A 26,285-nucleotide genomic window follows, 5' to 3' on the forward strand; every position below is an offset into this window, starting at 1 on the left:
CTCCAACGCTTCGGACGTCGCCGAGCCTCGGTCTCGGGCCTGCCGGCCGCGACAGTCCTGATGACGCCCGGGACCGCGACGGGCTCACCCGGCGCCGTCCGGTCCTCCACCCCGGGCGCCCATGTGGCCCGAAGGCGCCGGGCGCCACCGGTCTTTCAGAAGGTCGCGAAGGACCGGGAAGTCACAAGCGGTCTGCCGTGGTGCTCACAGACCGCTGCACACCGCACTGCACCGACAGTCCGGACGACCTCTGACGAGGCCAACCGGAACCGCCTACTCAAGGTTGGGGAAGTTCCCATGCACAGAGGAAGTTTCAGCCGCAGGCATCCGTCTGCGGTGCTCGCCGCCGCTGTTGCGGTCCTGGCCGCGTTGGCGGCGATGCTCGTCGCCACCCCGGCTCAGGCGGCTGCCAGTGGCGCCTTGCGCGGTGTCGGTTCGGGCCGGTGTCTCGATGTGCCGGGCGCCGGCCAGACCAACGGCACGTACCTGCAGATCCACGACTGCTGGGACGGGGCCAACCAGCAGTGGACGTTGACGGACGGCAACCAGCTGACCGTGTACGGCAACAAGTGCCTGGATGTTCCGGGCCACGCCACCGCGGCCGGTACCCGGGTGCAGATCTGGACCTGTTCCGGCGGTGCGAACCAGCAGTGGCGGGTGAACTCCGACGGCACGGTCGTCGGCGTGGAGTCCGGGCTGTGCCTGGAGGCCACGGGCGCCGGTACGGCCAACGGCACGGCGGTGCAGATCTGGACGTGTAACGGCGGCAGCAACCAGAAGTGGACCGGCCTGCCCGGGACGCCGCCGACGGACGGCACGTGTTCTCTTCCGTCGACGTACCGGTGGACGTCGACGGGTGTGCTGGCGCAGCCGGCGAACGGGTGGGCCGCGGTGAAGGACTTCACCACCGTGACGCACAACGGCAAGCACCTGGTCTACGCGTCGAACGTGTCGGGATCGTCGTACGGCTCGATGATGTTCAGTCCCTTCACGAACTGGTCGGACATGGCGTCGGCGGGCCAGACCGGGATGAGCCAGGCCGCGGTGGCGCCCACGCTGTTCTACTTCGCGCCCAAGAACATCTGGGTGCTGGCGTACCAGTGGGGTGCGTGGCCCTTCATCTACCGCACGTCGAGCGACCCCACCAACCCCAACGGCTGGTCCTCTCCGCAGTCGCTGTTCACCGGGAGCATCTCCGGCTCCGACACCGGCCCGATCGACCAGACCCTGATCGCCGACGGCCAGAACATGTACCTGTTCTTCGCCGGTGACAACGGCAAGATCTACCGGGCGAGCATGCCGATCGGGAACTTCCCGGGCAACTTCGGCTCGTCGTACACGACGATCATGAGCGACACGAAGGCCAACCTGTTCGAGGGCGTACAGGTCTACAAGGTTCAGGGCCAGAACCAGTACCTCATGATCGTCGAGGCGATGGGCGCGAACGGGCGCTACTTCCGTTCCTTCACGGCCTCCAGCCTGAGCGGCTCGTGGACCCCGCAGGCCGCCGGCGAGAGCAACCCCTTCGCGGGCAAGGCCAACAGCGGCGCCACCTGGACCAACGACATCAGCCACGGTGACCTGGTCCGCAACAATCCCGACCAGACCATGACCATCGACCCCTGCAACCTGCAGTTCCTCTACCAGGGCAAGTCCCCCACCGCGGGCGGCGACTACAACCGACTGCCGTGGCGGCCGGGTGTCCTCACCCTGCAGCGCTGACCTTCCCGATTCACGGTGACCGTGATGTGGTGCGGTCCGCAGGCGTGTGGGCGAGCCGTTTACGGCGTGGGCGATTCCGCCTGCTGACCGACACCCACCGCCTCGAGGAACCCCAGCCGTGCGGCGGCCGGGGTTCCTCTCGTCTCCGTTGCCGTTGCCGCGGCCCGGCCCGTCTTCGAGGAGGCCGAGGCACCCGGACCCCACTACGGCATGTCCGCCACCGGACGCGCCAAGCCGGCCCGTCCCGCCCACACCGTGGCGCTCCGGATCATCCACCGCCTCCTCGACGCGGGCGTCGAGACCCACTGGGCCTTACGGGAGCACCACCTGAAGCGGGTTCGTGACCGAGCAGCCGCCGTACTCGATCCTGGTCCGCGGCATCGAAGGGGACGTGCTGCCCACCGTGCGCCGCCACGGCATGGGCACCCTCACCTACAGCCCGCTCTCCGGCGGCCGGCTCTCCGGTCGTCACCGCAAGAACGCCACCGGGGGCCCCGCCTCCGCGGCGCCCCCAGGCCGCTTCGACATGAGCAGCCCCGCCGACCAGCGCAAGCTCGACGCTGTCGAACAACTCGCCGTCCTGGCGGAGAAAGCCGGCCTCACCCTGATCGAGCCGGCCGTCGCCTTCGTCATCAACCACCCCGGCGTCACCTCGGCGATCATCGGACCGCGCACATGGAGCAACTGGAGGCTGCGGGCCCACCAGCGGCGGTGATGACACGAGTCGGATCGGCGGGTCACGGCCGGTCGATTCGCATCCCGGGTTCACGGCGGCGGTACGCCGACGGGGCCGGCACAGACGGAGGTGCGATGCCCGCGCGTCGGATCCGGTACGAGTGCCCAGGGCGTCCCGCCCTGTGCTCGCCGCAGCCAGGTGTCACACCTCGCAGCACTCGCGCGTGCGGCGTCATCATCCCTCCGTCATGACGCTCATTCGACGCCCGATGCGTCCGACGACCTCGCACATGGAGTGCGTGACGATCTTGGAGCCTTCTGCAAAGAGTGCCTGGGCTGCGGTTTTGTGCCCCGGGTGGTTCGCTCGACCTGTTTTCCTCCGCGAAGCGGGTCGAGCGAACAGCTTCACCACTCCAAGTCGCTGACCTGCGGTTTCAGAGTGCGGTGGCTGTCACCCGGGCGCCGGTGCCGGAGACTGTTCGTACTTCCTGACGCTCGGGTGACGCTCGGATGGGGAGTCCGACGCAGAGGCACGATTCTGTTGGCAGGTGCGGTTGCCGGGAGAGCGACGACGGCTACCGGGAGGACCGCCCCGGCAGACGGTGGGCGCACCAGGGCTCGACGGAGAACATCGGGGGAAACCCAGCCTCAGCGGCCTTTCCGTCACTCTTCGTTGCCCGGCATCTCGAAGCGTGGAGCACGGCCGCGTCACGCGCTCTCGGATGCGGTGGGTCTCAGCAGATCGGATGACTTTCGAGGGGACTTCAAGCTGAGCTGCCGGGAAGGCGCGTGGCCCTGAGACCGTCGAGGGGTATTCCTCGGGCAGGTGAGCGGGTCCGCCCGGCACGATGATCTGCCCAGCGACCGGCCGGGACGTGCCGGTGGCGAGGAACTGGGCCTTCCCGGATTCCATGTACGTTCTGCCGTCCTGGGCGATGACACTGACGCCGTTTCCACCTGGAGCACACGTTTCGGCTGTTCACGCAGACGCTCGAGTGGGCCAGGCCCCGGCTGCGCAGGCCGGATGCGGCCGTGGGAGGAGCCGGCCCTGCCGAACGAGTTCACCCCGCGCGCGTCCGGCGCGGGTTCGGAAACCTCCGCACGAAGACTGGCTCCCCGGCCGGCGCACCGGAACCGACGCGTCCCGGTCCCGGACGGCCGCCCGGCTCGAAAAATCACCGGCCGGCCATCCGGCCACGAGGTGGGTCAGGTCCTCACCACCGGCGAGGCCTGCATCCGGACCACGCGCCATAAGAGGGGCACCACGCTCCGCCGAACCGCATGAACGGCAAACTCATCCCTTCAGGAATTCGGTGATCCGCGGGGCGATCCTCTTCGGTGCCATGACGACGGCGCCGTGGTTGAGTCCGGACAGGGTGCGGTGGTCGGCCCGCGGCAGGATTTCGGTGACGGCGCGGGCGGCGCGCTGGAGGGCGGCCGGGCTCTTGCCTCCGGTCAGCACCCGGGTGGGCACGCTCGCGCCCTTCCACTCCTCGGCGTTGAGCGGCTTGCCCTGCTGGGTGTCGCCCATGACCGCGATGTCGTAGGGCAGGGTGCGGGCCAGCCTGGTGAGGTTCGCCCACGTCTTCGGCATGAGCTTCATGAAGAACACGACGATGCCGGGCATGCCCTGCACCCTGGTCATGAAGTACTTGACCGCGTCGCTGTGGCGGCCCTCCGCAAGCAGCGCGGTGACCTGCTGGGTGAGGTCCTTGGGTGGTCCGTGGTCGCCGTCGGCGACCACGAACGGCGGCTCGTACAGGGCCAGGCGTTCGACGTTCACTCCGGCAGCGGCCGCGCGCAGGGCGAGGACCGCTCCGGAGGACGAGCCGAACAGCGACGCCGAGCCGCCGACGTGTTCGATCAGGGCGGCGATGTCCTCGATCTCGCGCTCGACGGCGTAGGCGTCGGAGTCATCGCTGGCGCCCCGCCCGCGCCGGTCGTAGTTGATCACCGTGAAGTGCTCGGCGAGGAGGGCGGCAAGCCTGGTGGTGTCGGAGCGGTCGGCCAGGGCCGAGGCCACCAGGACGACGGCCGGCCCGCTGCCCGACTGCTCGAATGCTATCTCGGTGCCGTCGGCGGAGACGACGCGTGCGTCGGCCGTGGCTGCCTGTTCTCGGGCTGCTGACATGTCCTTCTCTCCGGTTCGCACAGGGACGTACTGCTGTGGCGTGAGCTGCTGCCGTTGAGACCCCCGTGGGGCAGAAAACTCATCGGGGCCCCAGGGGCCGGACGCGCAGTAACGGAAGACACCTGCGGACGGACCCTGTGAAGGGCGGTGCCGCCAAAACACAGTGGGCGTTCGGTATTTGTCAGCCCGGAAAAGTACTGACCTGGACAAGCCGACACGATGACGACGCACGAGCTTGGAACTCAAGCTGAGGGAAGGGTGTCGCGGGAGCCTGTCTCAGGACCGGGCCGGCGGCGTCCGGCGCAGCCACTTCAGCCGAGCGTCCCGGGCGTCGCCGGACAGGGTGGTCCCGGGGACCGTCGGTCCGCTCGTTCCACGCGGACTGGGAGAAGGCCGCGGCCAACGCGGTCGAGGGATTCCGCTTCCTGGAGGGCGCCCGGCCGAACGACCCGCGGATCCACGAGGTACCGCAGACGGCCTCGGAGGACAGCCGCGAGTTTGCCGACCTCCGGCAGAGGCGAGACGCACGGGGCAAGGCGGACACTCATGCGTCGATGTCCTGGTGGTGGGAGTGCCGATCGGCGCGTGTGGCCCTGAAGGACTTGACTCCTTGGAAGGCCGAGGCGACGAGCGCGGCGAACAGGACGTTCACGCTGATCATGAAGGTCCACTCGGCCCATGTGCTGCCGGCGCCCAGGGCCGATTCCATCGCCGAGAAGAGTTCCTCGCCCACGGGGTGGAAGGCGACGCACAGGACGAGGAAGAGCCAGAACGGCAGTTTCTCCAGCGGCTTGGACCACGCAATGACGGCAAGGGCCACAGCTGCGACCAGGACGATGAGGACATCGATTCGATCCATGTGACGATCCTTTCGCCCCGGGGGCCGCCGCGGCGTCGGCCACCAGGAGGAACGCCGCCTAGGCCGCAGGACATAGAGCGTCGGCACGACGCCCGGAACAGGCCCGGGACGAACCCCTCGCCGAGGCCTGCGCGCGGGGGAGCCAGGAGCGCGGGGTGGTCCTCGCCGTGCTGTCGGCCCGTACCGGCCTTGCCCTGCAAGGGGATTCGCTCAGGTGGCCGCCCGCACGCCCACCAAGGGCCCGAAGGCCGGGCCCCGTGGCGAACGAGCTCCCGTCGGTACACGGCCCCGCGACCGGCTCTACACTCGCGTCGATGGGGATTGCTCGAGGCCGGCTTCTGCCGGCCCTGTTCGCGGTGGCGCAGTCGGTGCTGTGGTTCACCACCGTCCCGACGCTGGAGGAGCCGCCGAGCACCACGGCGTGGGTCGTCGCGCTCTCCGCCACGGCGTTCACCGTGGTGGCACTCGAACGACGCAACCGGACACCGCTCGCCGCCCTCGGCGTGATTCTCGCGGCGTCCGTACTGGGACAGGTTCTGGCACCGCCCGACATGCTGGGCCTGGTGCCGGGGCTGGCGGTCCTGACGGCGATCTTCTCCGTCACCGCTCGGAGCGACTGGACCGTCGCCCTGGGCGCGACCGCCGCTGCCGCCGTCGTCCAGCCCCTGCCGACGGCCGTACGGCACGGATTCGGCGGTGCTCCGGTCTCCGACTGGCTCATCACCGTCGGCCTCTACCTGGTGGCCTCCGCCCTCGGCGCAGGCCGCCGGCACCGGCTGCGGGAACGGCAGACGGCGAAAGAGCAGCTGGCCCGTGCCGAGCGGGAGCGGGAGCAGGCCGCCGTCACCGAACGGGAGCGGCTGGCAAACGAGTTGCACGACATCAGCGCGCATCACCTCACCTCGGTCGTGGTGTCCGTCGAGGCCGCCCGCAGGCTCGGTGGCAGCAGGCCCGAACTGGCCGCGGAAGCCCTCACGTTCGCGAGCCGCACCGCGCGGGAGACCCAGTCCGCGCTGCGGCGTCTCGTGGCCGTCACGCGGGTGGGCGACGCACCGGCTCCCCCGTCGATGACCGCTCCGATCGAGGCCCTGATCGCCGGCTTCGGCAGACTGGGCCGCCCCATCTCCGTCTGTCTGCCCGCCGACCTCACCGGCCCCGCGGCGGAGGCGGCACACGGCATCATCCGGGAGGCGCTGACCAACGCCCTGCGCTACGCACCGGGTGCCTCGGTCGGCGTGCGGGCGGAGCGAGCCGGGGACGCCCTGCGCCTGACCGTCGACAACGGCAAGCCGCCCGGCGGCACCGGCGGCGACAGGCCGGGCATCGGCTCCGGCCGCGGAGTGGCGGGGATGCACCGGCGCGCCGCCGCCGTCGGCGGGCAGCTGTCCGCAGGGCCCCGCCCCGGCGGGGGCTGGCGCGTACGCGCCGTACTCCCCGATGCTCCGTCCGCACGGCGGCCGGTCACGGGGCGGCGGCGCGACTTCACCCGCGAGCAGCGGATCGCGGACGGGGCGGTCTTCGGCTCGGCCGCCGTGGCGTCGTGGAGCTTCGCCCTGACGAACGCGCGAAATGCCGGTCACGGATTCCAGGTGTGCCTGCTGCTCGCGCTGGTCCTGACCGTTCACGCGCTGCCGCTGCTGTGGCGCCGGCGTGCCCCGTGGCTGGTCCTCGCGGCGATCGGGGCCACCGCCCTCGTGTGGCCGGTGCTGCTCCGCAGCGGTGTGCTGCCGCCGTCCACCGCGGTCTGCCTCCTGGGCGGCGGAGTCGTCGAGCTGGCCGCCGTCTACGCCGTCGCGGCCTACGGCCGCGCCCTGAGACCCGCGACCGCGCCCGCCGCCCGGTATGCCCCGTCCTCGACGCCACCGATGACGTATCCGCCCGGTTTCCGGCTGTCGTACCTGTCGGTTCCCGCCACGGTCCTCTCGTTCGGGATCCCGATGACGGCCGCCTTCGCCGCCGACGGAACGCTGCTCGGAGAGCCGGCCGGTCCTTTTCTCGTGCTGTTCCTCTCCGGCCAGATGCTGGTCCTCCTCGGCCTGGGGTTCACGGTCGCGTGGGGGGCGGGGTGGCTGATGCACGGGCGCCGCAGGCGGGAGCTGAGCCGCGAGGACGCGGCGCTCACGGCCCTGCTGTCGGGCGCGAGGGACCTGGCCCGCAGTGAGCGGCAGCGAGTCGCCGGCGGTCTGCAGCAGACGGTGCTCCAGCAGACCACCCGGGTGATCTCCTCGGCGGAGGCGGGCAGCCTGGACGACGTCGCCGCCGCATCGAGGGCGACGCTGGCCGCCATGCGTCGACTGCTCGGGAGCCTCGACGCCGGTAAGGCGCCGGCGACGCCCCGGGAGACCGCCGTACAGGGCGCCCCTGGCACGTGGGAGGGACCGACGCGAGACCGGACTGCGCCGGGGTGATCGCGTTCCGGCTGCCCGTGGGCAGGGCACGCCGACCTGGCATGGCCTGCCCGCGGCCCCCGTGGGAGGATGTGGCGCAGGCGATGGGCCCTGCGGGGGCGAGGCAAGGAGAGGCGCCATCAGCATCCGTGTGCTGGTCGTGGACGATCAGGCGATCGTTCGCGCGGGCTTCGTGGCGATCCTGGGTGCCGAGGCCGACATGACCGTGGTCGGCGAGGCCGGGGACGGGGACGCGGCAGTGTCGATGGCGGCCGAACTCGCGCCCGATCTGGTGCTGATGGACATCCGGATGCCCGGTATGGACGGGCTGACGGCCACCCGGCTGATCATGCGTCACAGCAGCCGTACCAGGGTCCTGGTGCTCACCACGTTCGACCTCGACGCCTACGTCTACGAAGCTCTGCGTGCCGGAGCCTCCGGCTTCCTGCTCAAGGATTCCGAGCCGGACGATCTGCTGTCCGCGATACGGGTCGTCGCCTCCGGCGACGGCGCCCTCGCGCCCGCGGTCACGGGACGTCTGATAGCGGCCTTCGCCCACGGGGCCCCGGTCGCTGCGGAGGCCGCCGGAGTCCTGGGCCGCCTCACCCATCGCGAACGCGAGATCCTGATCCTGGTGGCCACGGGCTTGAGCAACGCGGAGATCGGAGCGCGTCTGGGGCTGGCCGTGGGCACGGTGAAAGTGCATGTGAGCGCGGTGCTCGGCAAACTGGGTCTGCGGGACCGCGTGCAGGCGACCATCTTCGCCTACGAGAGCGGACTGATCCGCCCGTCGGGGATGCCGACCGCCTGAGCGGCCCCGCGCTGCGTCCGGGCGCCGTCGGGGCCGGATCGCCGTCCGTCCCGCCCGGTGCACGACGGTGCCGGCAGAGCTGTTCCGGAAGCACAGAGGGACCGAAGCGCGACGGCGGGAGAGGACCGGAGTCGCGCCACCACGAGGAACCGGTGCCGGGCGAGGCCGGCAGCGCGGCCGTCGGAACGGTGGGGGCCACCCGGGGAGTGGTGTTCACGTCGGTACCTGTTCAGTCGTGGGTGGAACTGCGAACCCGGAACGACGGTGCCGATCGGGTCGTTGAGCGGCATGTTGGTGAGGTCTTCGGCCCCGACGACCAGCTGGTCCGCTTTCACGCCCGGCGTGAGCGAGCCGGTGACGTCGCCCAGGCTGTTGGTACGGGCGCCCGGGAGGGTGGCGAAGTCCGGGGCGTCGTGGGTGGTGATCCGGTCCGGCTGCCGGTCGGTGCCGTGAACGGCGTCGACCGCGCGCATCCACTGGACGGGGTGCGGGGTCCGCAGCTGCGCGAACATGTCGCCGACCGGAGCGACTTCGACGCCTTCCCCTCGACGGGGTGGGGTACGGGAGGAGACCGCGTCCGTCCAGGGCGCACCGGGACCAGGCCCCCAGCCGTTGTGGAGCCTGGCCCGACCGACATGACGACCTCGAAACGGGGCGACGACCCGCGGAGCCGGCGCGAGCGGGTGGGGCGATCCGACAGCGGTCTGCCCGAGTCCGGGCGGCGACGTCCTGACCGCGAACACGTGGGGCGCACGGTCTTCCACCTCCTCCGACCCGGCGCGCACCTGCTGTTCACCACGTTTCCCAACGAGGCGGGTAGACCAGCGACATAGGTCGATCAGCCGATGTCCGCCGGTCGGTTCTCAAGCAGAATCTGCGGAGGCGGAGCACGAGCCCGACCGCCGGGCTGCGCGCGGTCCGGGTGGAACGACCGGTCGCACGGGCCGCAGCCGGAACATCGAATTCCTCATCGCTTCCCTGCCGAAGCGTCAAGCATCTCTTCATGCCGCACTGCAACACAGGAGAAAACCCATGTCACGAAATCGTCGTCTCGGAGTGGCGTTCGGCACCCTCGTATCCCTGGGTGGCCTGCTCGTTCTGGGAGCTCCCGCCGCGTCGGCGGCCACGGCCGCCGAGACCTGCCCCTGGCCGCACGCCAGTGTGGCGCCGGTGTGCGTCTACGACGGTGCGGACTTCACGGGGCTGCTCGACAACAATCCGGCCTGGGTGCCGAACCTCGGCGACAAGAACGACAGGATTTCCTCGATCACCAACGACTCCGACTACCGCATCCGGGTCTGGGCGGACATCAACTACCGCGGTGACTGGCTGGAGATCGAGCCCCATCGGAAGTGGGTGGCTCCTGCGGAGTGGAACAACCGCATCTCTTCGTACATCACCTACTGAGGATTCGCCTCGTCCGCTGTCAGCACGACCCGGCCACTTCGGACAGGCGGGTCGGGCCGTCTCACAGCACGTGAGCGACTCAGCGCTCGGTTGCCTGACTGGTGGTGGCCGTGGCCTGGCGCCGTCGCCTCCGATGGACGTTCAGGACACCCGACATCGTGCCGAGCGCCGTGTCACTCGCCCACCGCATCAGACGCATCGTCGAAATACACACTGCGAAAGAGAAGGACCCATCGTGGCAACCAAGCGCTCAGCACACACCGTCTGGGAAGGCGACCTGCTCAACGGCAACGGCGTCGTCACCTTCGACTCCTCCGGTATCGGTGACCAGCCGGTGTCGTGGCCGTCGCGCGCCGAGCAGGCGAACGGAAAGACCAGCCCGGAGGAGCTGATCGCCGCGGCCCACTCCAGCTGCTTCTCCATGGCGCTGTCGCACGGCCTCGAAGAAGCGGGCACCCCGCCCACCAAGCTCGTCACCTCCGCCGACGTAACGTTTCAGCCCGGCGAGGGCGTCACCGGCATCCACCTCACCGTCGAGGGCACCGTTTCCGGCATCGGCAACGACGCGTTCGTCACCGCGGCGCAGGACGCCAAGGCCAACTGCCCGCTCAGCAAGGCCCTGTCGGGCACGACGATCACGCTCTCGGCCAAACTCGCCTGAACCGGACCGGACGCTCTCGGGATGCCGCGCGCCGCGGGAGCGCGCGGCATCCCTTGCCATGAACACCGCCAGGACCAGGAACAGCCGTGCACGGAGCGGTCGCACGAACCGTTGAACAGGACGGGCTCGGCGCCGCACAAGTAGGTGAGGCGCTCTGGGACCGGTGGAGCCGCCCGCGCCGTCTTCGTCACGGGGCCACCCACGACGTGCCGGCCTGCTGGTCCGAAGTGGACCGTTCCACCATCACCCGGGCCCTCAACGAGGTGCGGCCCCTTCTCGCAGAGCGAGCTTCCGCCGTCGCTCCTCGTCGGCGGCTTGACGGCCTCGGCGAGCAGGGCCTCCTCCCCCTCCCCGGCCTTCACCTCGGCGGAGCGAGCGGACAAGGCGGGCGGGGTGAGCAGTGCTACGAGTGAGGGCGCCCGCATGTGACGCCGGTTCACGTACAGCCTCCGGTCGGTCGGTTGTGCCGATCGGACACGTGCCGCGTCCCGGTCGGCCGCATCTGCCGGGAGGCGGCTGCCCCGGCGGAACTTCCCGGTCTCGCGTCCTCGTCGACCGGTGCGGCGCCGACCGAGGGTGAGCGTCTCCTGTACGCCCCGTCGCCGAGGCGGGTACGGCCTGCCTCCGAGGGCGGTCGTCTTTCCCTACAACTCGGGTATCACGCAACGCTGTTGTGTCATTCCCAAGGCTGAGGGGAAGCGCATCCCGGCGAGGGATCCGCATGCGTGGCCGGTTCCTGAAAGATCTTTCCCGTCCGAACGTCCGACCGGAAGGATCGATATCGTGCGCAGACGACGTCTCGCGCCCCTGTTGGCCGTAAGCGTCACGGCAACGCTGGCTCCCGCGCTCGCCACCTCGACAGCCACCGCCGCTCCGACCGTCACCCCGTCGACCGCCTCCTCGTCCACCGCCAACGGGGCACTGGACCGGTATGTGAAGCAGAAGCCGCAGTGGAAGCGATGCGAGGCCGACTCTCCGGCGGAGTTCCAGTGCGCCACGATCAAGGTCCCGCTGGACTACCGGGTTCCCGCGGGCAGGCGGATCGACTTGGCCATATCCCGGATCAAGAGCATCGCGCCCGACAAACGGCACGGTGTCCTGTTCTCCAACCCCGGCGGCCCGGGCGGGCGGGGGCTCTACATGCCGCTGGGGATGCAGGAGAGGCTCCCCGAGTCCGCACAGCAGAAGTACGACCTCATCGGCTTCGACCCGCGCGGTGTGGGGCGGAGCAGCCCGGTCTCCTGCGACCTGAAACCGGAGGAGGAGAACTGGCTGCGGCCCTACAAGGAGGAGACGTTCGGGAAGGACGTCGCCCGGGCACGCGACGTCGCGGACAAGTGCGAGGAGAAAGCAGGCGACACGCTCCCGCACATCACCACGCGCAACACCGCGCGCGACATGGATCTGCTCCGGGCGATCCTCGGTGAGAAGAAGATCTCGTACGTGGGCTACTCGTACGGCACCTACCTGGGCGCCGTCTACACCCAGCTCTTCCCGGGGCGGGCCGACCGGTTCGTGCTGGACAGCGCGGTCGATCCGGCGCGCGCCTGGCGGGGGATGATCCAGTGGTGGGCGGAGGGCGCCGAGCCCGCGTTCGACCGGTGGACCGAGTGGGCCGCCGCGCGTTCGGAGAAGTACGGCCTGGGTGCCACCCCGAAGGAGGTCGACCGGACCTTCTGGAACCTGGTCGCGCAGGCCGACGGGAAGCCCATCGAGGTAGAGGGGCAGCCGACCACCGGTGACGACATCCGCAGCGGTATGCGCGAGGCGGTCTTCAGCCCGGAGTACGCCACCGAGGGGATGGTGGAGCTGAAGAAGGCGGCAGCCGGCGAGCCCGCCTCCGAGGAGAAGCTCGCGGCGTTCGCCGGATCCGAGGGGACCGGAACGGCAGGCGCCGCCACCGAGGTGCCGTCCGACAACATGACGGCGAGCTTCTGGGCCGTCGTGTGCGGTGACAACTCGGCCGCCTGGTCCCGCGATCCTGAGAGCTACCGGCAGGACGCCATCGAGGACAAGGGCCGTTACCCGCTCTACGGTGACTTCACGTCCAGCATCAAGCCCTGTGCGTTCTGGGACAGGTCCGTGGAACCGGCAACCGAGGTGAACAACGAGGCCGGCTCCCTGGTCGTCCAGAACGAGTGGGACTCGCAGACCCCGCTGCCCAGCGGCCAGGCCCTGCACGCAGCCCTGAAGGGCTCGAAAATGGTCACCGTCCTCGGCGGCGAGGGCCATGGCGTCTACCCGAACGGCAACGCGTGCACGGACGGCACGGTCACCGGCTATCTGCTCACCGGCAAGCTCCCGGCGAAGGACGTGACCTGCGAGGCGACGGCCGAGTCGAACGCTGAGGCGCGGAAGAACCGGAAGCGGGACGCGCTCCCCGGGTCCCCGCTCCCGGAGCGTGCCCCGGACCGTTTCTGAGGCCGGTCGCACGGCTCATTGCCGCATGACCCACTGAAGAGGGGGGCGGGACCTCCCGGCGGGGTTCCGCCCCCTCGTGTCAGGCCCGGGACCTTGCCTGAGCACTGTCCCGTAAATGATCTACGACGTGTTCGCCGACCTGCTCATTTCTTCGTCATCCGGCGAGGCTGAGGTTGTACGGGCGAGCGGTGCCGAGCATGGCGTGCTCGACGCGGGCGCGGACCTTCCGGTGCGAGGAAGTCGGCGCGGACGCGGGAGCGCACGGTCGAGTCCGGTGTCGGCCGGCGGGGGAGTGGTCGTACCGCGTGTTCCTTCCCCAGGACACCGTTACGAGCCGCTGGACGCCTTCCGGAAGGCGTCTTGCGGATGGCCGCGTACGTCGTCGCGCCCTGGCAGCCCTGGTCGCAGTCGGCGGCACCACTCTTCCCGAACGTTGCACTCCGAGTGAATCAATATCTGCACCCGTGAGGTAAGGGTTTGCCGGACCGTGCGGTAAGAGTTTTTGCGGTGAGAGGCAAAGTGGAATTATGTAACGTGCGCAGGCCGTTGCGGCATGCTACTGTCTATCTCAGTTGCAGTTGTGGTTCCCAAAACTTCAAGTGCCCCCAGTCGGCTCCTGCCGGTGGGAGCGCTTTTGTATTTCCGGTCTTTTTCCGGTGGGGTGATCATCGCGGCGACACGGTGTCCGCGCAGTGCGGGCACCGATTCACTGCCCCCGAAGGAGATATGACATGGCTACTGGCACCGTGAAGTGGTTCAACGCGGAAAAGGGCTTCGGCTTCATCGAGCAGGACGGCGGCGGCGCCGACGTGTTCGCCCACTACTCGAACATCGCCGCTCAGGGCTTCCGTGAGCTGCTCGAAGGCCAGAAGGTGAGCTTCGACATCGCGCAGGGCCAGAAGGGCCCGACGGCCGAGAACATCGTTCCCGCCTGACGCCTGCGCACACCGTACAGCTGGGGCCCGCATCCTTCGGGGTGCGGGCCCCAGCTGTCCGCACGTCCCGCACCTGCTTTCGCCCGCGGGACGACGCCGAGAAATCCGCCGCACCCCCGCGGCTCCCCCTTCAGCGGACGCAGACGCGTCCCTGAAGAGCCGCACCGCGGTCGACACCCCGATGGGGCGTCCCGGCCGCGTCACTCATCTCAGCACCTGCGCCCGCGGTAATTCCCGCCGGCCGGCCGTGCTTTCTTTTGCCATTCGGCCCGTTCTTGCAATTCTCCATGCCGTTCGCCGCTGCGGGAATTCCTTGATATGTGCCGTATCGAGGAAGGGTCCCCCATGAACCGCACCCGTACCAACGACCGCTTCGCCCGCACCGGTAACGGCGGCGGCGACGCCCCGCGGGGCGGCGGCCGCTTCGGCTCGCCGGCGGCGCGCCGCTCCGCCGGAGCGGCCCGTTCGGGCGGTCACGGCCGCCGGACCGCCGCGCCGCAGGGAGAGTTCGCCCTCCCCAAGACCCTCACCCCGGCGCTGCCCGCCGTGGCCGGCTTCGCCGACCTCGACATGCCCGCGCAGCTGCTGGCCGCGCTCGCCGCGGAGGGGGTCAGCGTGCCCTTCCCGATCCAGGGCGCGACACTGCCGAACTCACTGGCGGGCCGGGACGTCCTGGGCCGCGGGCGCACCGGTTCCGGCAAGACCCTCGCCTTCGGCCTGGCCCTGCTGGCCCGCACCGCCGGACAGCGGGCCGAGCCGCGCTCGCCGCTGGGGCTGATCCTCGTGCCCACCCGTGAGCTGGCGCAGCAGGTGACCGACGCGCTCACCCCCTACGCCCGTTCCGTCCGGCTGCGACTGGCCACGGTGGTGGGCGGGATGTCGATCGGCCGGCAGGCCGGCGCGCTGCGCGCCGGGGCCGAGATCGTCGTCGCGACCCCGGGCCGGCTCAAGGACCTCATCGACCGCGGCGACTGCCGGCTGGACCAGGTCGGCATCACGGTGCTGGACGAGGCCGACCAGATGGCCGACATGGGATTCATGCCGCAGGTCACCGCGCTGCTCGACCAGGTGCGCCCGCAGGGACAGCGGATGCTGTTCTCCGCCACCCTGGACCGCAACGTCGACCTGCTGGTGCGCCGCTACCTGAGCGACCCGGTCGTGCACTCGGTCGACCCCTCGGCCGGCGCGGTCACCACGATGGAACACCACGTCCTGCACGTCCACGGCGCCGACAAGCACGCCGCCACCACCGAGATCGCCGCCCGCGACGGCCGCGTGATCATGTTCCTGGACACCAAGCACGCCGTCGACCGGCTCACCCAGGACCTGCTCAACAGCGGCGTGCGGGCCGCCGCGCTGCACGGCGGCAAGTCACAGCCGCAGCGCACCCGCACCCTGGCACAGTTCAAGACCGGCCACGTCACCGTGCTGGTGGCCACCAACGTCGCGGCGCGCGGCATCCACGTCGACCACCTCGACCTGGTCGTCAACGTCGACCCGCCCACCGACCACAAGGACTACCTCCACCGCGGCGGCCGCACCGCCCGCGCCGGCGAGTCCGGCAGCGTGGTCACCCTGGTCATCCCGAACCAGCGCCGCGCCATGACCCGCCTCATGTCGGACGCCGGAATCGTCCCGCAGACCACCCAGGTCCGCTCGGGCGACGAGGCCCTGCACCGGATCACCGGCGCCCAGACCCCCTCCGGCATCCCGGTCGTGATCACCGCACCGGTGGCCGAACGCCCGCACCGCCGCCCCACCCGCGGCCGGCGCCGCCCCGCCCCGGCCACCCGGCGCGCGCCCGTCTCCGGCGCGGCCGCCTAAAACCCCCGCGCCCCCAAAGACCCGCCCGTCCACACCAAGGACGCCCCCGCCGCCGGCCGGACACGGCCGGCGGGCACCGGCCCCGCGCACCGGACACCGGCCCACGCCGCGGACACGGCAGCACCCCGGGCATCCACCCCCGCCCCCGCCGCCCCGCCCCCTGGCCGGCCCGTCCCCCCCTTCTCCCTGTGAGGCATCATGCGCTGCGTCATCGCCCGCTTCCCCTTCGAGCTCACCAAGTACGGCGTGCTGGAATCGATGAAGGGCGTCAAGCCCGAGCCGGTCGCCGCCGAGTCCGTGATCATCGGGCGCCGCCACTACCCCGCCAAGCAGGTCGGCCAGGTCCTCACCCGCCAGGACCGCCGCGATTTCAGCACCGGCGAGGTCCTCCGGGCCATGACCCAGCTGGGCTTCACCTGCCGCACCGCCGCCCCGGCCGCACCCGCGAAAACCACCGACCCGCTCCAGCGGGCCTCCGCGATGCTCGGCACCCCCCAGCCCCTCTGACCGACGGGGAACGAACACAAGCCGACACCAGGACAGCCGTCAGGACAGCCGGAGGTCGGCACGGCAGCCACGGCCCCTCGTCCCCTCGGGCTACCGTCCGCCGGGAAGGTGGGGGTCAGGCGCCCGCCCCGCGGTCGGCCCCCACGCCACCGCGTCGCAGTTCGTTGTTGATACGCAGGGCTTCTTCGAGTTGGTCTTCCAGGATGATGATGCGGCAAGCAGCCTCGATGGAAGTGCCCTGGTCGACCATCTCGCGGGCTCGGGCGGCGACACGCAGCTGGTAGCGGGAGTAGCGCCGGTGGCCGCCCTCGGAGCGCAGGGGCGCGATCAGCCTGGCTTCACCGAGGGACCGCAGGAAGGCGGGCGTGGTACCGAGCAGCTCCGCTGCTCGTCCCATGGTGTAAGCGGGGTAGTCGTCGTCGTCGATTCGGTCGAGCGGTGTGTCTGCGGTCATCTGCACCTCTGCTTGGGTCATGCGTCGAGGGGCCTTGGTGCCGTACGGCACCAAGGCCCCGAGGGATTTGTAACACCATCGCCGGCTTACTGCGATACCGGCCTTCTGTTTCCGCACCGGCCCCCCACGGGGGGCGGAGAGTGCGGGGATCGCGGATGCGTGACCGTGGGACCACCTTCCGTTCCGGGGCCTGCGGTACCCGGGCGAACCGTTCTCACCCGGGCGATCCTGATGGCGTCGCCCTCCTTCTCTGCTCTTTCCGACGGGCCTCTTGGTACTGCGGATCCTGCGTACTACCGGTACTGCTGATGGCCCTCGTACGGCCACCGAGCCCGGCGGTCAGCGAGGGGGCCCCAAAACCCGCTTCGGCCCCGCCACTCCACCGCCGTGCCATTACCTCTGTTCTTCATGCGGGCAGTCCGTGTCTGCCACGCCTCACCGACTTCTTGGCTACACCAAAGACATTAACCCCTCCGCGGGCGCATGTCTACATCAGCCACAACAGATTTCAGTCCATGCGAGTGAAAGGTTCTCCGCCGGCGCCCATCAGCCGCAGCCGCCCGGCTTCGACCGGGCCGGTGTTCCCCCTGCCCGTCAACGTCGAGCCGCCGGCTCGGGCGGACGCCTGCCGGGATCGGCTCTCCGACGGACGGTGCCTGGCTGTCCCGCGCGGCGCTCCTTTCTCCGAAGCTCTTCCGAAGCGGGAGGCGCGGATCCGAATCCTGCGGCGCGCACACGACATGAAGAGAAGAAGGCGGGGGTAACTGGTCGACTCCGCTTCTCCCTGACCGTGTGAAGGTGACCGTGCCCGCATTCCTGAACGAGCTGTGGCCGCTGGGCTGGAGCATCGCCGTCTTCGTCCTGGCCACGAGCGTCACCGTGGTGTGCAGTGTCCGGCTGGCGAGTGTGGGCGACGTACTGGCCGACCGGACGGGATGGGGCGAGGCGTTCTTCGGCGCCGTACTGTTCGGGCTGGTCACCTCGATGTCCGGGATCGTGATGACGGCGGTCAGCGCGGCCTCGGACCAACCACAGCTCGCGTACAGCAATGCTGTCGGCGGCATCGCCGCGCAGACCGTGGCGATCGCGGTGGCCGACGCGTTCCACCGGGACGCCAACCTGGAGCACGCTGCCGCTTCGTTGCAGAACATGATGTTCGGCTGCCTGCTCATCGTGCTGCTGGGCATCGCGTTGATGGCCACCTTCAGTCCGGACGTGACCGTACTGGGGGTCCACCCCGCGTCTGTCGCCATGGTGGCTCTGTACTGGGGCGGCCTGCGGCTCATACGCGGGCAGGGGTCTCCCATGTGGCGGGCCGTGCGCACCACGGACACGCTGGCGGACGTCCCCGACAGCGATGCCGCCGACGAGGCCGTGACGTCCCACAGCACCCGGCGGTTGTGGACGGAGTTCGCGGCCGCCGCGGTGCTCGTCGCGGTCAGTGGGTGGGCCGTGGCCCATGCCGCGGAGAGCCTCATGAAGCACACCGGTCTGAGTGCGGGTCTCGTCGGCGCGGTCTTCATGGGTGTGGTCAACGCACTGCCGGAGACGGTCACGTCCATCGCCGCCGTACGCCGTGGGGCCGTGACGCTGGCCATCGCGGCCATCATCGGCGGCAACTGCCTCGACGCGCTCAACCTGGTCGTGGGTGACATCGTCTACGGAGGAGGATCGCTCTTCCACGCCGCCGACCCGCAGGAACTGTTCCTCACCAGCGGCTCCCTGGTGATGACGGCTGTCCTCCTCAGCGGCCTGGTCGTCCGCCAGAGGGCCAACTGGCTGCGCGTGGGGTACGACGGTGTCCTGCTCCTGGCTGTCTACGCCGGCATCGTCACCGTCCTCGCCCTCTAGGGCCGGCACGCCGCCGCGGACGCGGCCACCCCTCCTGTCGCCGGGTGGCCGCGTCGTACCGCTTCCTCCCGTACCCGGGACTCCAGGCGGATCAGGGCAGGTACTCGTCGTCAGCGGTGCTGGGCGCTGGACCGGTGACGGCTCTCAGGCCGGTCGGGGCGGATGACGGCCGGCAGGGCGGGCACGAGCCACAGCACACCGAGGTGGGGGCCACCCGGAAGAGGGCCCAGGACCGCCTGCATGCCGCTGATGACCGGCATCAGCACGCGCGAGCTCCTGACCGGCCGGGGCATTTCGTCACCGGGGCCGGCGGGACCGTAGCCGGGCCCGTCCTGCCCTGCGTTGCCCGTGCTCATCCGCGGCCTCGCCGCTCGTCCCCGTCACCCGCTCCCCGTTCCGCAGGGCGACACCCCAGCGCTTCGGCCCTCTCGGAAGTGCTGTGCCACGGGCGGCCGATGGCCGTGTCCGTGTGGCATGCCCGCCCGACGGGGGCAGAACGCTCCGTGGCAGCCGCATGTGCGTGGACCGGACGGGCCCGCCCAGGTCCACGAACTCGCAGAGCATCGGATGCGACGTGGAGATCAGGGCCAGGTCGCCGGAGCCGAGGCAGGCCGTGCCGCGCCCCTGCTCCAGCCGGATCGCGCTGCCGTCCGCGACCAGGACCAGGAGGTAGTCCTCGGGGTCCTGGCGGCGGATCCGGACCGGGGAGCGGCGGGCCGTCATCGGGGAGCAGGTGAAGTCGGCGACCATGCTGTGCGGCAGTCGCACGGCCTCCGCCCGTCCCTCGAAACGGGTCGCGTGCAGGCTGGTCATCGTCACCCGCATGACCTCCTGGCCGACCAGGTCGCTCCACCGGCCGAACCGGTCCGGCGCCGGAACCGCGTCGGTGCCCATCGTCACCACCGGCCCCTCCGCCGCGCTGTTCCGCTCCGCCGCCTTCTTGAGGATGGACATACAACAATGATGCCGGGCAGGGGAGTTGACCGAGAAGGACGCTTCCGCCCGGAACGGGAGCCCGTCGCATCGCGTCATAGTGTGTACCGGTGAAGACAGAACGGGGCGGTTCGCGAGGGTCGTTCGGGTTGCGGGCCGCCGCTGTCGGCTGTGCGGTCCTTGCCGGCGTGGCCAGTTGGAGCGGTCTGCTGGTGGTGGCGGGACGGGTGGTTCCCGGCTGGGGAATGGGCTGCGCGCTGCTCTGCATCGCGCTGGGGCTGCTCATGCGGATGCACAGCACATCGCGCCGCTCGGCAGCCGATGCGGGGGCGAGGCAACCCCCACGCGTACCGCGTTGGATGCTCTTCCTGTCAACTGCCGCCGCCGCACTGGCCATCGTGTTCGGCGCGGGCGACGATCTGCTCAACGGAGCCGACTACTTCGTCCTCGAGCCCGAGGGGCCCGGTGGCTGCCGGGTTGCGGTGCGGGAGACGTCCTTCCTGGTCATGGGTGGCGGTGAGGTATTCGAGGTGGGGGCCGGCGGCCTGGGCCGGCGCGTCGGCTCGTGGACGGTCGACGACGGCTACCGCCCCTTCCGCTCCGGTACGTACGAGCTGGACTGGGGGCGCGACAGCGGAAGCCTCCGCGTCGACGGCACCGGCACCGACCCCGTCACACGGTCCGACATACCCGAAATCAACTGCGGCTGACACAGCACGGGTTCGTCCCTCCAGCCGGTATCCACGGCGTACTTCGTCTTCGACGCCGATGAAAACCTCGTCCGCGAGCGCGTCCACTTCGACAGCCTGGCCATGCTCAAGCAGCTCGTCGGCGGCCTGAACACGAAGAACCCCCGGAACCGGCTCCTGGCGGCACGCTGCCTCAAGGACCTCCTCGCCGTGTCCGGTGGCGAGCCCCGTCCCAGGCTCGTCAACACCACTCCCCCTGTCTCCGACGCCGGTTCGCGTTGAACGCCTCTCGAGCGACGTCCGGCTCGCACCAGACGTACGTCCCTCGGTGCCCTCCCTGGCGAGCGGCTGCCGGGCCCGCACGCCGGCGCAGGCCCGCACCGGCGCCGGACCCCGCCCGTGCCGCCCTCTCCGTCTCGCTCCGGTGTGCGCCCCTTCGTCGGCGCCCTGAAGGAGGAACAGGGCCCCTTGTGCAGCACCGGGCACTCCGCTGTGCGTACGGATTCCGGCGATGGCCGGAACAAGTACTCCGGTCACCGGGTTTGCCGCCAACCAAGGGGAGAGAGCGTCGAGTTCGCCTAGGTTGGACCCACTGGTCACGCTCATCACAGGAGGCTCAGCCGTGTCGGAGGACACTACTCAGGACAGCGCCGGTTTCGAGACACGTGCCCGCATCGATACGACGAGGCCGCACTCGGCGCGGTTCTGGAACTACTTCGTCGGGGGCAAGGACCACTACGAGGTCGACCGGGAGATCGGGGACCAGATCAAGGGCATCTTCCCCGGGCTGGTCGACGTGGCGCACACCAGCCGGCGGTTCCTCGGGCGGGCTGTCACGCATCTGGCCCTGCAGCAGGGGATACGGCAGTTCCTGGACATCGGTACGGGCCTGCCGACCGCCGACAACACGCATCAGGTGGCGCAGCGCGTCGCTCCGGACGCGCGGATCGTATACGTCGACAACGACCCGATCGTGCTGACCCACGCCAACGCCCTGCTGACCAGCACTCCCGAGGGCCGCACCGACTATCTGGACGCCGACCTCCACGACCCCGAGTCCGTCCTGCGGGCCGCCGCCGAAACGCTGGACCTGTCCCGGCCCGTCGCCCTGATCATCCTCAACACGCTCGGCCATGTCGCCGACTACGAGCAGGCCCGTGAACTGGTGAGCCGGCTCATGGCAGGGCTTGCCCCGGGCAGTTACCTCGTGATCAGCGACAGCACGGCGACGAGCGAGGGCATGATCGCCGCGTCGAACGCGTACAACTCGAGCGGCGCCGTGCCGTACTATGTGCGCGAGGTCGAGGAGATCGCCGGGTTCTTCGACGGCCTCGAGCTGGTCGAACCGGGGGTCGTACGGGTCCCGGAGTGGCGGCCCGAGGCCGGGACACCGGGCGAGGACGACGAGAAGGCCGTGGACGCCTACGGCGGAGTGGCCCGCAAGCCGTAGGCGGGCGGGCGGGCGGGAAACCGGTGCAGTTCGGCTCCCCGCCCGTTCGGCATCCCGGGGGATGCCGAACGGGACGACTGACGTCAGGGAACGTTTCCACTGGTCAGCACAGCAATCGCGTGCCCCCTCCACGCCATCGGTATGCGAGGGCCAGTCGGTGTCACCACGTCGCGGAGCGAGCGCCTCATGACCGAGCAGCATGGCCGGACACGGGTCCGGGAAACGCGGCGCGTCGGCGGCGGGCGTGGACGGCCAGGAACGCGGAGAAGAAGAAGGAGCGGGCCGGTCATCCCTGAGATCGAGGGCCCGTCGTGGCCGGGCAGGGGGCGGCGTGTCCTGTGGCGGAGTTAGCATCCGGTCATGACGACTGTAGAGACCAACGGTTCTTCTCCCCTCGATGTCGAGATCGGTGCTCTGAGCGGCGGTTCCGCCGGACTGGCACGGTATGCGGGTCAGGTCGTGCTCGTCGTGAACGTGGCCTCCAAGTGTGGGCTGACCCCGCAGTACGCCGGGCTGGAGCGCCTGCACGAGCAGTACGCCGCGAAGGGCTTCACGCTGCTCGGCGTGCCCTGCAACCAGTTCATGGGGCAGGAGCCCGGCACCTCGCAGGAGATCGCCGAGTTCTGCTCCGCGACGTACGGCGTGACCTTCCCCATGACCGAGAAGGTCGAGGTCAACGGGGAGGGGCGGCACGCTCTGTACGAGCGGCTGGTCGGCTTCGCCGACTCCGAGGGGCACAGCGGGGACATCCGCTGGAACTTCGAGAAGTTCCTGATCGGCCGCGACGGCAAGGTCGTCGCCCGTTTCTCGCCGCAGACCGAGCCGGAGTCGGCGGAGGTCGTGGCGGCGGTCGAGGGCGCGCTCGGATAGCCGGACGGAACTTCCTCGAGAGGAGCGGCCTCGCGTACGGCGGCCTCGGGTTCGTCGGGGTGTTGACCTTGACCCTGGGGCAGGGGCGAGCGTTCGTGTCGCCGGGCGGAAGGGCTGCCCGGCGGCGGAGGATGGCGCGGTGGACGAGGAACTGCTCGGGATCGGCGCGTTCGCGGCGCGGGCACGGTTGTCGGCCAAGGCGTTGCGGTTGTACGACCGGCTGGGGCTGTTGGTTCCGGCGCGGGTCGACGAGGTCACCGGGTACCGGTTCTACCGGGCGGGCCAGGTCGAGCGGGCCCGGACGGTGGCACTGCTGCGGCAGCTGGACATGCCGCTCGCCCGGATCGCCGAGGTCGTCGACGCGGGTGACGGTGCCGTGGCGGCCGACCGGCTCGCCGCCTACTGGGCGGACGTCGAGGCGCGGATCGCCGGGCAGCGGACACTCGCCGAGTACCTCCGTGGACGACTCTCCGGGAGGAACTGCGAGATGTACGGGAAGTTCGTGGTCGAGACGGTGGACGTGCCGCGGCAGGTACTGGTCACCGAGACGCGGCACACGCTGGCGGACGAGTTGCCTGCGTGGATCGGGTCGGCGCTGGGGCGGCTGGAGGAGGCAGCGTCGGCGTGCGGGGGTGTGGCCGGGGTGCCGTTCGTCGCCTACCACTCCGAGGTGTCGATGGAGAGTGACGGTCCCGCCGAGGCGTGCGTGCCGGTCGCCGACGAGGCGGCGGCACGGGCCTGGGCCGAGGCGCAGGGGCGGGCCCGGGAGACGGCGGTGCGGGTGGAGCCGGCCCAGCGGCTGGCCTGCACCCGGATCACCAAGGCGCAGGTGGCTCATCCGCAGATCCTGGCCGCGTTCGAGGCCGTGGAGCAGTGGATGGCGGCCGAAGGGCTGACGGCCGCGGGGCCCTGCCGGGAGGTGTACTTCGCGGACTGGGGGGCCGCGGGGGCCGAGGACCCGGTGTGCGACATCGCGTTCCCGGTGCGGTAACGGCGTAGCCGCGGCTGCGGGACGCGGGCACAGGCCGAGCCCTCTCGGCAAGGACGGCGATCTCGTCGAGAGGGCTCTTCAGCCGTGCAGTGGTGCAGTCATGCAGTCATGCAGGGATCAGGCTTGTGACGGGGCCCTGGAACGGGCTTGTGGTGGTGCCGCCGACAGGTCTCCCGTCATGAAGGCGGGGCCGCTGGCGGCCCGCTGTCCGTCTCTGTGCGGTCCGGCCTCCTCAGGCCTTCACCGAGGCCACGAAAGCGCTCCACGCGTCCGTGGGGAAGGCCAGCTTCGGACCCTCGGGGATCTTGGTGTCCCCGAGTTCCAGTGCTTCCTCGGTGGTCGACCTGACCATCACGCACGCACCGTTGTTGTTGGTGTAGGAGGACGTCGTCCACGTTTCCGTGGTGCCCAGACGAATTGCCATGTTCGCTCCGTAGCCAGTTGCTGAGTTGCTGTCACCGGGCTGCGCATTCCGGCAGGGACCCGCAGAACGGATTGCGCCAACCTTCACTGACGGTTGGCGTGATCGACGCTACTCGCCAACATCCTCTTTCGGAGGAGCCATTCACTCGACCGGGTGGCATATTCCAGGAGATACTTCCAACCAGGCATATCAGCGGTGTAGAGTGCCGCCTTTTTCCTGCCGGAACGTCAGCGTGCGTACTCCTTCGCGACCCGCTCGACCAGCTGACGGGACTGCTCCACGTTCAGGGACTGGGCCCGCAGGTGCTCGTACATCACGGTGTACTTCTGCACGTCGTGCGGCTTCTCCAGGTACAGGTCACTGGTCACGCCCTCGATGTACACGACGCTCGAATCGGCCGCGTCCGCGAACTCCAGGATGGAGTACTGGCCGTTGATGCCGGAGTGCGCGCCGACCTCGAACGGCAGCACCTGCACGGTGATGTGCGGCTGCTGCGACAACTCCATGACGTGTTCCAGCTGTTCACGCATGACCTGCCGGCTTCCGACGACCCGGCGCAACGACGCCTCGTCCAGCACCACCCACAGTCGTAGCGGGTCCGTCTCGGCGGTGATGCGGCTCTGCCGGCGCAGGCGGACCTCGACCCGCTTGTCGTTGTCCTGCTCGGACGACTCGGGCGACCCGCCCTGGACGATCGCCTCGGCGTACGCGCGGGTCTGCAGCAGGCCGGTGATGATCTGCGGTTCGTAGACCCTAAGCGACTCCGCGTCCGTCTCCAGGCCGATGTAGACGCTGTACGGGATGTCGCCGAAGGCGTGCCACCAGCCCTGCTGGCGCGAGTCCTTGGCCATCTGCATCAGCGACTCGACGATCCGCTGGTCCGCGACCTCGTAGACGCCGCAGAGGTCGCGGACGTCTCGCTGGCTGATGCTGCGCCGGCCGTTCTCCAGCCGGCTGATCTTCGACTGCGACACCAGCAGTCGCTCCGCCACCTCCTCCGCCGTCATGCCCTTGAGCTCGCGGAGCCTGCGCAGCTCCTGGCCCAGCCGGCGTCGCCTGACGGTGGGATTGACATTGGACGCCACGGGACGTGCACCTCCGGCTGCGTGCCTCGTACTTACTCGTACTTGCCACTTTGCGTATCTGGTGTTGAGCAGACTGCCACCAAGCTGCTTCCTACCGCTGGGAAACAACGGATATCCAGCGGGTGCACCCCGGTTCGGGGATGCCGGCGGCACGGAACAGTGCGGAGTCGGTACGGTGGCGGGTTTCCGGCACGCCGAGCGGGGCGGAGAGAGCGCACGCGCTCTCTCCGCCCCGCTCGGACAGCGGCTCCCGTGACCGGGTCTGTGGTGCCGTGGCCGGTCAGTGGCCTAGTGGGCCACGGCGCGCGCCATGGATCCGTGGCGCGGCTGGGCCGGAACGCCACGGGCGGGTTCCGGTCCGCCCCTGCCGCCGGCGGTGGCGGCCTGACGGCCTCCTGCCGGGGCCGGGTTGCGGCGTGGCTGGGCCGCCACACCGTTCTGCACGTCCATCACCGCGTGCGCCACCAGGCCGCCCATCGGGTCGTGCCGGATCAGGTCCCGCAACCGGGAACGTGAGGAGCGACCCTCGTTCCCCGGGTACAGGTGCTTGCCGAGGCCCACGGCGTGCGCCAGTGCGGCGAGCGCCGCGGTCCGTGGGTCCGGTGGCACGCCGGTACGGATCGCGGAGTCCAGCCGGGCCCTGATCTCCCGGCTGATCTCGGTGTCCGTCGCCTGGTAGCGAGTCGTCGGCAACACCCCGCACATCTGACCGGCCACGGCATGCACCATGCCGCACCGCTCCAGATACGAGAGGTAGGTCTGGCGAAGCCCCAGTCGCGGCCCGCCAATCCAGTTGACCGCCCGGACCGGAGCGCCGCGCCTTCGCAGCAACTCCAACGCGCAGTCCAATGTCGGATCTCCAGTCGGCCGTGGTACCACCACGGCGATACGATCCCCGTCTGGGGCTATCCGTCCGGCCAGCGCCAGCTCCACTAGCTGCGCTCCGGCCAGACCGAGGTCGAGCGACTGCGGCTGTGCAGTGGTACCCGTGGTCGGGTCCAACGCCAGCAGCAGAAGCTCTTCCGGAAGTGTTCTGCGGCTCCTGCCCATCCATGCCTCCCCGCGTGGATGAGTGACAGGGTGACCCCTCTCACATTGGTCTGTCGAGAGCACGTGACTGGTTTGTAAGGGAACCGATAGGTATGTCGTTCTCGTCTACCGCGTGGGGGAAGCCCGCAGACAGGACACTGGTAGATGG

25 protein-coding genes and 1 pseudogene are annotated in these 26,285 nt (G+C 70.1%); 17 read left to right on the forward strand and 9 right to left on the reverse strand.

Going from position 1 to position 26,285, the window contains the following annotated elements; all coding sequences use genetic code 11:
- Window positions 1–297 precede the first annotated feature (297 nt).
- Both ACFWVE_RS14725 and ACFWVE_RS14730 read left to right on the forward strand, forming a co-directional pair.
- Window positions 298–1,722 (forward strand): non-reducing end alpha-L-arabinofuranosidase family hydrolase, encoded by a 1,425-nt coding sequence (locus ACFWVE_RS14725; RefSeq protein WP_384013089.1) that lies wholly within the window; start codon window positions 298–300, stop codon window positions 1,720–1,722.
- Between the two features lie 340 nt (window positions 1,723–2,062).
- A complete protein-coding gene (locus ACFWVE_RS14730) occupies window positions 2,063–2,437 on the forward strand; it encodes an aldo/keto reductase (RefSeq protein ID WP_384013092.1) in 375 nt (124 codons plus the stop codon).
- Between the two features lie 1,254 nt (window positions 2,438–3,691).
- Here the strand turns inward: ACFWVE_RS14730 and ACFWVE_RS14735 are convergent.
- On the reverse strand, window positions 3,692–4,528 hold the full coding sequence (locus ACFWVE_RS14735) for an alpha/beta fold hydrolase (protein WP_384013095.1): 837 nt from the start codon (window positions 4,526–4,528) through the stop codon (window positions 3,692–3,694).
- Window positions 4,529–4,941: 413 nt separating this feature from the next.
- Here ACFWVE_RS14735 and ACFWVE_RS14740 point away from each other — a divergent pair.
- Window positions 4,942–5,019 (forward strand): annotated as a pseudogene (locus ACFWVE_RS14740) (hypothetical protein); the annotation flags it as partial.
- Window positions 5,020–5,072: 53 nt separating this feature from the next.
- Here the strand turns inward: ACFWVE_RS14740 and ACFWVE_RS14745 are convergent.
- On the reverse strand, window positions 5,073–5,387 hold the full coding sequence (locus tag ACFWVE_RS14745) for a hypothetical protein (protein ID WP_384013098.1): 315 nt from the start codon (window positions 5,385–5,387) through the stop codon (window positions 5,073–5,075).
- Between the two features lie 314 nt (window positions 5,388–5,701).
- Here ACFWVE_RS14745 and ACFWVE_RS14750 point away from each other — a divergent pair, with 314 nt between their 5' ends.
- Both ACFWVE_RS14750 and ACFWVE_RS14755 read left to right on the forward strand, forming a co-directional pair.
- Window positions 5,702–7,795, forward strand: a complete 2,094-nt coding sequence (locus ACFWVE_RS14750) for a sensor histidine kinase (RefSeq protein ID WP_384013101.1) — start codon at window positions 5,702–5,704, stop codon at window positions 7,793–7,795.
- A gap of 118 nt (window positions 7,796–7,913) precedes the next feature.
- Window positions 7,914–8,585, forward strand: a complete 672-nt coding sequence (locus tag ACFWVE_RS14755; protein ID WP_384013194.1) for a response regulator — start codon at window positions 7,914–7,916, stop codon at window positions 8,583–8,585.
- Here the strand turns inward: ACFWVE_RS14755 and ACFWVE_RS14760 are convergent.
- A complete protein-coding gene (locus tag ACFWVE_RS14760; RefSeq protein WP_384013104.1) occupies window positions 8,540–9,097 on the reverse strand; it encodes a hypothetical protein in 558 nt (185 codons plus the stop codon). The genes ACFWVE_RS14755 and ACFWVE_RS14760 overlap by 46 nt on opposite strands.
- A 520-nt stretch (window positions 9,098–9,617) precedes the next feature.
- Between ACFWVE_RS14760 and ACFWVE_RS14765 the strand changes: the two genes are divergently transcribed.
- From ACFWVE_RS14765 to ACFWVE_RS14790, 6 genes are all read left to right on the forward strand, one after another.
- Window positions 9,618–9,992: a peptidase inhibitor family I36 protein gene (locus ACFWVE_RS14765; RefSeq protein WP_384013107.1), complete on the forward strand. Its 375-nt coding sequence runs from the start codon at window positions 9,618–9,620 to the stop codon at window positions 9,990–9,992.
- A 235-nt stretch (window positions 9,993–10,227) separates the two neighbouring features.
- Window positions 10,228–10,653, forward strand: a complete 426-nt coding sequence (locus ACFWVE_RS14770; protein WP_384013110.1) for an OsmC family protein — start codon at window positions 10,228–10,230, stop codon at window positions 10,651–10,653.
- Between the two features lie 783 nt (window positions 10,654–11,436).
- Window positions 11,437–13,074 carry an alpha/beta hydrolase gene (locus ACFWVE_RS14775; protein ID WP_384013113.1) on the forward strand — a complete coding sequence of 546 codons (1,638 nt, stop codon included), beginning with the start codon at window positions 11,437–11,439 and terminating at the stop codon, window positions 13,072–13,074.
- Window positions 13,075–13,805: 731 nt separating this feature from the next.
- The gene (locus ACFWVE_RS14780) at window positions 13,806–14,009 is read left to right on the forward strand and encodes a cold-shock protein (RefSeq protein ID WP_004986771.1); all 204 of its coding nucleotides are present in this window, start codon (window positions 13,806–13,808) and stop codon (window positions 14,007–14,009) included.
- Between the two features lie 345 nt (window positions 14,010–14,354).
- Complete coding sequence (locus ACFWVE_RS14785) at window positions 14,355–15,833, forward strand: DEAD/DEAH box helicase (RefSeq protein ID WP_384013120.1); 1,479 nt, start codon at window positions 14,355–14,357, stop codon at window positions 15,831–15,833.
- A gap of 198 nt (window positions 15,834–16,031) precedes the next feature.
- Window positions 16,032–16,340 carry an SCO5918 family protein gene (locus ACFWVE_RS14790; protein WP_384013123.1) on the forward strand — a complete coding sequence of 103 codons (309 nt, stop codon included), beginning with the start codon at window positions 16,032–16,034 and terminating at the stop codon, window positions 16,338–16,340.
- Window positions 16,341–16,455: 115 nt separating this feature from the next.
- On the opposite strand, the gene ACFWVE_RS14795 is transcribed toward ACFWVE_RS14790, so the two are convergent.
- Window positions 16,456–16,794: a helix-turn-helix domain-containing protein gene (locus tag ACFWVE_RS14795; protein ID WP_384013196.1), complete on the reverse strand. Its 339-nt coding sequence runs from the start codon at window positions 16,792–16,794 to the stop codon at window positions 16,456–16,458.
- A gap of 804 nt (window positions 16,795–17,598) precedes the next feature.
- Here ACFWVE_RS14795 and ACFWVE_RS14800 point away from each other — a divergent pair.
- Complete coding sequence (locus ACFWVE_RS14800; RefSeq protein WP_384013199.1) at window positions 17,599–18,645, forward strand: sodium:calcium antiporter; 1,047 nt, start codon at window positions 17,599–17,601, stop codon at window positions 18,643–18,645.
- A 110-nt stretch (window positions 18,646–18,755) separates the two neighbouring features.
- On the opposite strand, the gene ACFWVE_RS14805 is transcribed toward ACFWVE_RS14800, so the two are convergent.
- On the reverse strand, window positions 18,756–18,911 hold the full coding sequence (locus ACFWVE_RS14805; RefSeq protein ID WP_384013126.1) for a hypothetical protein: 156 nt from the start codon (window positions 18,909–18,911) through the stop codon (window positions 18,756–18,758).
- A gap of 31 nt (window positions 18,912–18,942) precedes the next feature.
- Entirely contained in the window at window positions 18,943–19,599 is a 657-nt protein-coding gene (locus ACFWVE_RS14810) for a hypothetical protein (protein WP_384013129.1), read from the reverse strand.
- Window positions 19,600–19,766: 167 nt separating this feature from the next.
- On the opposite strand from ACFWVE_RS14810, the gene ACFWVE_RS14815 reads away from it, so the two are divergent.
- The 5 genes from ACFWVE_RS14815 (at window position 19,767) to ACFWVE_RS14835 (ending at window position 23,578) form a co-directional block, all read left to right on the forward strand.
- Window positions 19,767–20,288 (forward strand): hypothetical protein, encoded by a 522-nt coding sequence (locus ACFWVE_RS14815; protein ID WP_384013133.1) that lies wholly within the window; start codon window positions 19,767–19,769, stop codon window positions 20,286–20,288.
- Between the two features lie 102 nt (window positions 20,289–20,390).
- Window positions 20,391–20,549, forward strand: coding sequence for a hypothetical protein (locus ACFWVE_RS14820; RefSeq protein WP_384013136.1), 159 nt, complete (start codon window positions 20,391–20,393; stop codon window positions 20,547–20,549).
- 340 nt (window positions 20,550–20,889) lie between these two features.
- Entirely contained in the window at window positions 20,890–21,717 is an 828-nt protein-coding gene (locus ACFWVE_RS14825; protein ID WP_384013139.1) for an SAM-dependent methyltransferase, read from the forward strand.
- Window positions 21,718–22,077: 360 nt separating this feature from the next.
- Window positions 22,078–22,587: a glutathione peroxidase gene (locus ACFWVE_RS14830; protein WP_384013142.1), complete on the forward strand. Its 510-nt coding sequence runs from the start codon at window positions 22,078–22,080 to the stop codon at window positions 22,585–22,587.
- A 139-nt stretch (window positions 22,588–22,726) separates the two neighbouring features.
- Window positions 22,727–23,578 (forward strand): MerR family transcriptional regulator, encoded by an 852-nt coding sequence (locus ACFWVE_RS14835; protein WP_384013145.1) that lies wholly within the window; start codon window positions 22,727–22,729, stop codon window positions 23,576–23,578.
- Between the two features lie 232 nt (window positions 23,579–23,810).
- Here ACFWVE_RS14835 and ACFWVE_RS14840 read toward each other — a convergent pair whose 3' ends face one another.
- The 3 genes from ACFWVE_RS14840 to ACFWVE_RS14850 form a co-directional block, all read right to left on the reverse strand.
- A complete protein-coding gene (locus ACFWVE_RS14840; RefSeq protein WP_042169210.1) occupies window positions 23,811–24,002 on the reverse strand; it encodes a DUF397 domain-containing protein in 192 nt (63 codons plus the stop codon).
- Window positions 24,003–24,229: 227 nt separating this feature from the next.
- Window positions 24,230–25,087: a helix-turn-helix domain-containing protein gene (locus tag ACFWVE_RS14845; RefSeq protein WP_384013148.1), complete on the reverse strand. Its 858-nt coding sequence runs from the start codon at window positions 25,085–25,087 to the stop codon at window positions 24,230–24,232.
- A gap of 288 nt (window positions 25,088–25,375) precedes the next feature.
- The gene (locus ACFWVE_RS14850) at window positions 25,376–26,137 is read right to left on the reverse strand and encodes a GPP34 family phosphoprotein (RefSeq protein WP_384013151.1); all 762 of its coding nucleotides are present in this window, start codon (window positions 26,135–26,137) and stop codon (window positions 25,376–25,378) included.
- Window positions 26,138–26,285 lie beyond the last annotated feature (148 nt).

Origin of the sequence: Streptomyces sp. NPDC058632 (genome assembly GCF_042717095.1) — a bacterium.
GTDB lineage: Bacteria > Actinomycetota > Actinomycetes > Streptomycetales > Streptomycetaceae > Streptomyces.

Excerpts from the sequence above, each read along its gene's own strand:
- ACFWVE_RS14725 (WP_384013089.1), top strand. The coding sequence starts at position 298 with ATGCACAGAGGAAGTTTCAGCCGCAGGCATCCGTCTGCGGTGCTCGCC.
- ACFWVE_RS14735 (WP_384013095.1), bottom strand. The coding sequence starts at position 4,528 with ATGTCAGCAGCCCGAGAACAGGCAGCCACGGCCGACGCACGCGTCGTC.
- ACFWVE_RS14745 (WP_384013098.1), bottom strand. The coding sequence starts at position 5,387 with ATGGATCGAATCGATGTCCTCATCGTCCTGGTCGCAGCTGTGGCCCTT.
- ACFWVE_RS14750 (WP_384013101.1), top strand. The coding sequence starts at position 5,702 with ATGGGGATTGCTCGAGGCCGGCTTCTGCCGGCCCTGTTCGCGGTGGCG.
- ACFWVE_RS14760 (WP_384013104.1), bottom strand. The coding sequence starts at position 9,097 with ATGTTCGCGCAGCTGCGGACCCCGCACCCCGTCCAGTGGATGCGCGCG.
- ACFWVE_RS14765 (WP_384013107.1), top strand. The coding sequence starts at position 9,618 with ATGTCACGAAATCGTCGTCTCGGAGTGGCGTTCGGCACCCTCGTATCC.
- ACFWVE_RS14780 (WP_004986771.1), top strand. The coding sequence starts at position 13,806 with ATGGCTACTGGCACCGTGAAGTGGTTCAACGCGGAAAAGGGCTTCGGC.
- ACFWVE_RS14785 (WP_384013120.1), top strand. The coding sequence starts at position 14,355 with ATGAACCGCACCCGTACCAACGACCGCTTCGCCCGCACCGGTAACGGC.
- ACFWVE_RS14790 (WP_384013123.1), top strand. The coding sequence starts at position 16,032 with ATGCGCTGCGTCATCGCCCGCTTCCCCTTCGAGCTCACCAAGTACGGC.
- ACFWVE_RS14795 (WP_384013196.1), bottom strand. The coding sequence starts at position 16,794 with ATGACCGCAGACACACCGCTCGACCGAATCGACGACGACGACTACCCC.
- ACFWVE_RS14810 (WP_384013129.1), bottom strand. The coding sequence starts at position 19,599 with ATGTCCATCCTCAAGAAGGCGGCGGAGCGGAACAGCGCGGCGGAGGGG.
- ACFWVE_RS14820 (WP_384013136.1), top strand. The coding sequence starts at position 20,391 with ATGCTCAAGCAGCTCGTCGGCGGCCTGAACACGAAGAACCCCCGGAAC.
- ACFWVE_RS14830 (WP_384013142.1), top strand. The coding sequence starts at position 22,078 with ATGACGACTGTAGAGACCAACGGTTCTTCTCCCCTCGATGTCGAGATC.
- ACFWVE_RS14840 (WP_042169210.1), bottom strand. The coding sequence starts at position 24,002 with ATGGCAATTCGTCTGGGCACCACGGAAACGTGGACGACGTCCTCCTAC.
- ACFWVE_RS14850 (WP_384013151.1), bottom strand. The coding sequence starts at position 26,137 with ATGGGCAGGAGCCGCAGAACACTTCCGGAAGAGCTTCTGCTGCTGGCG.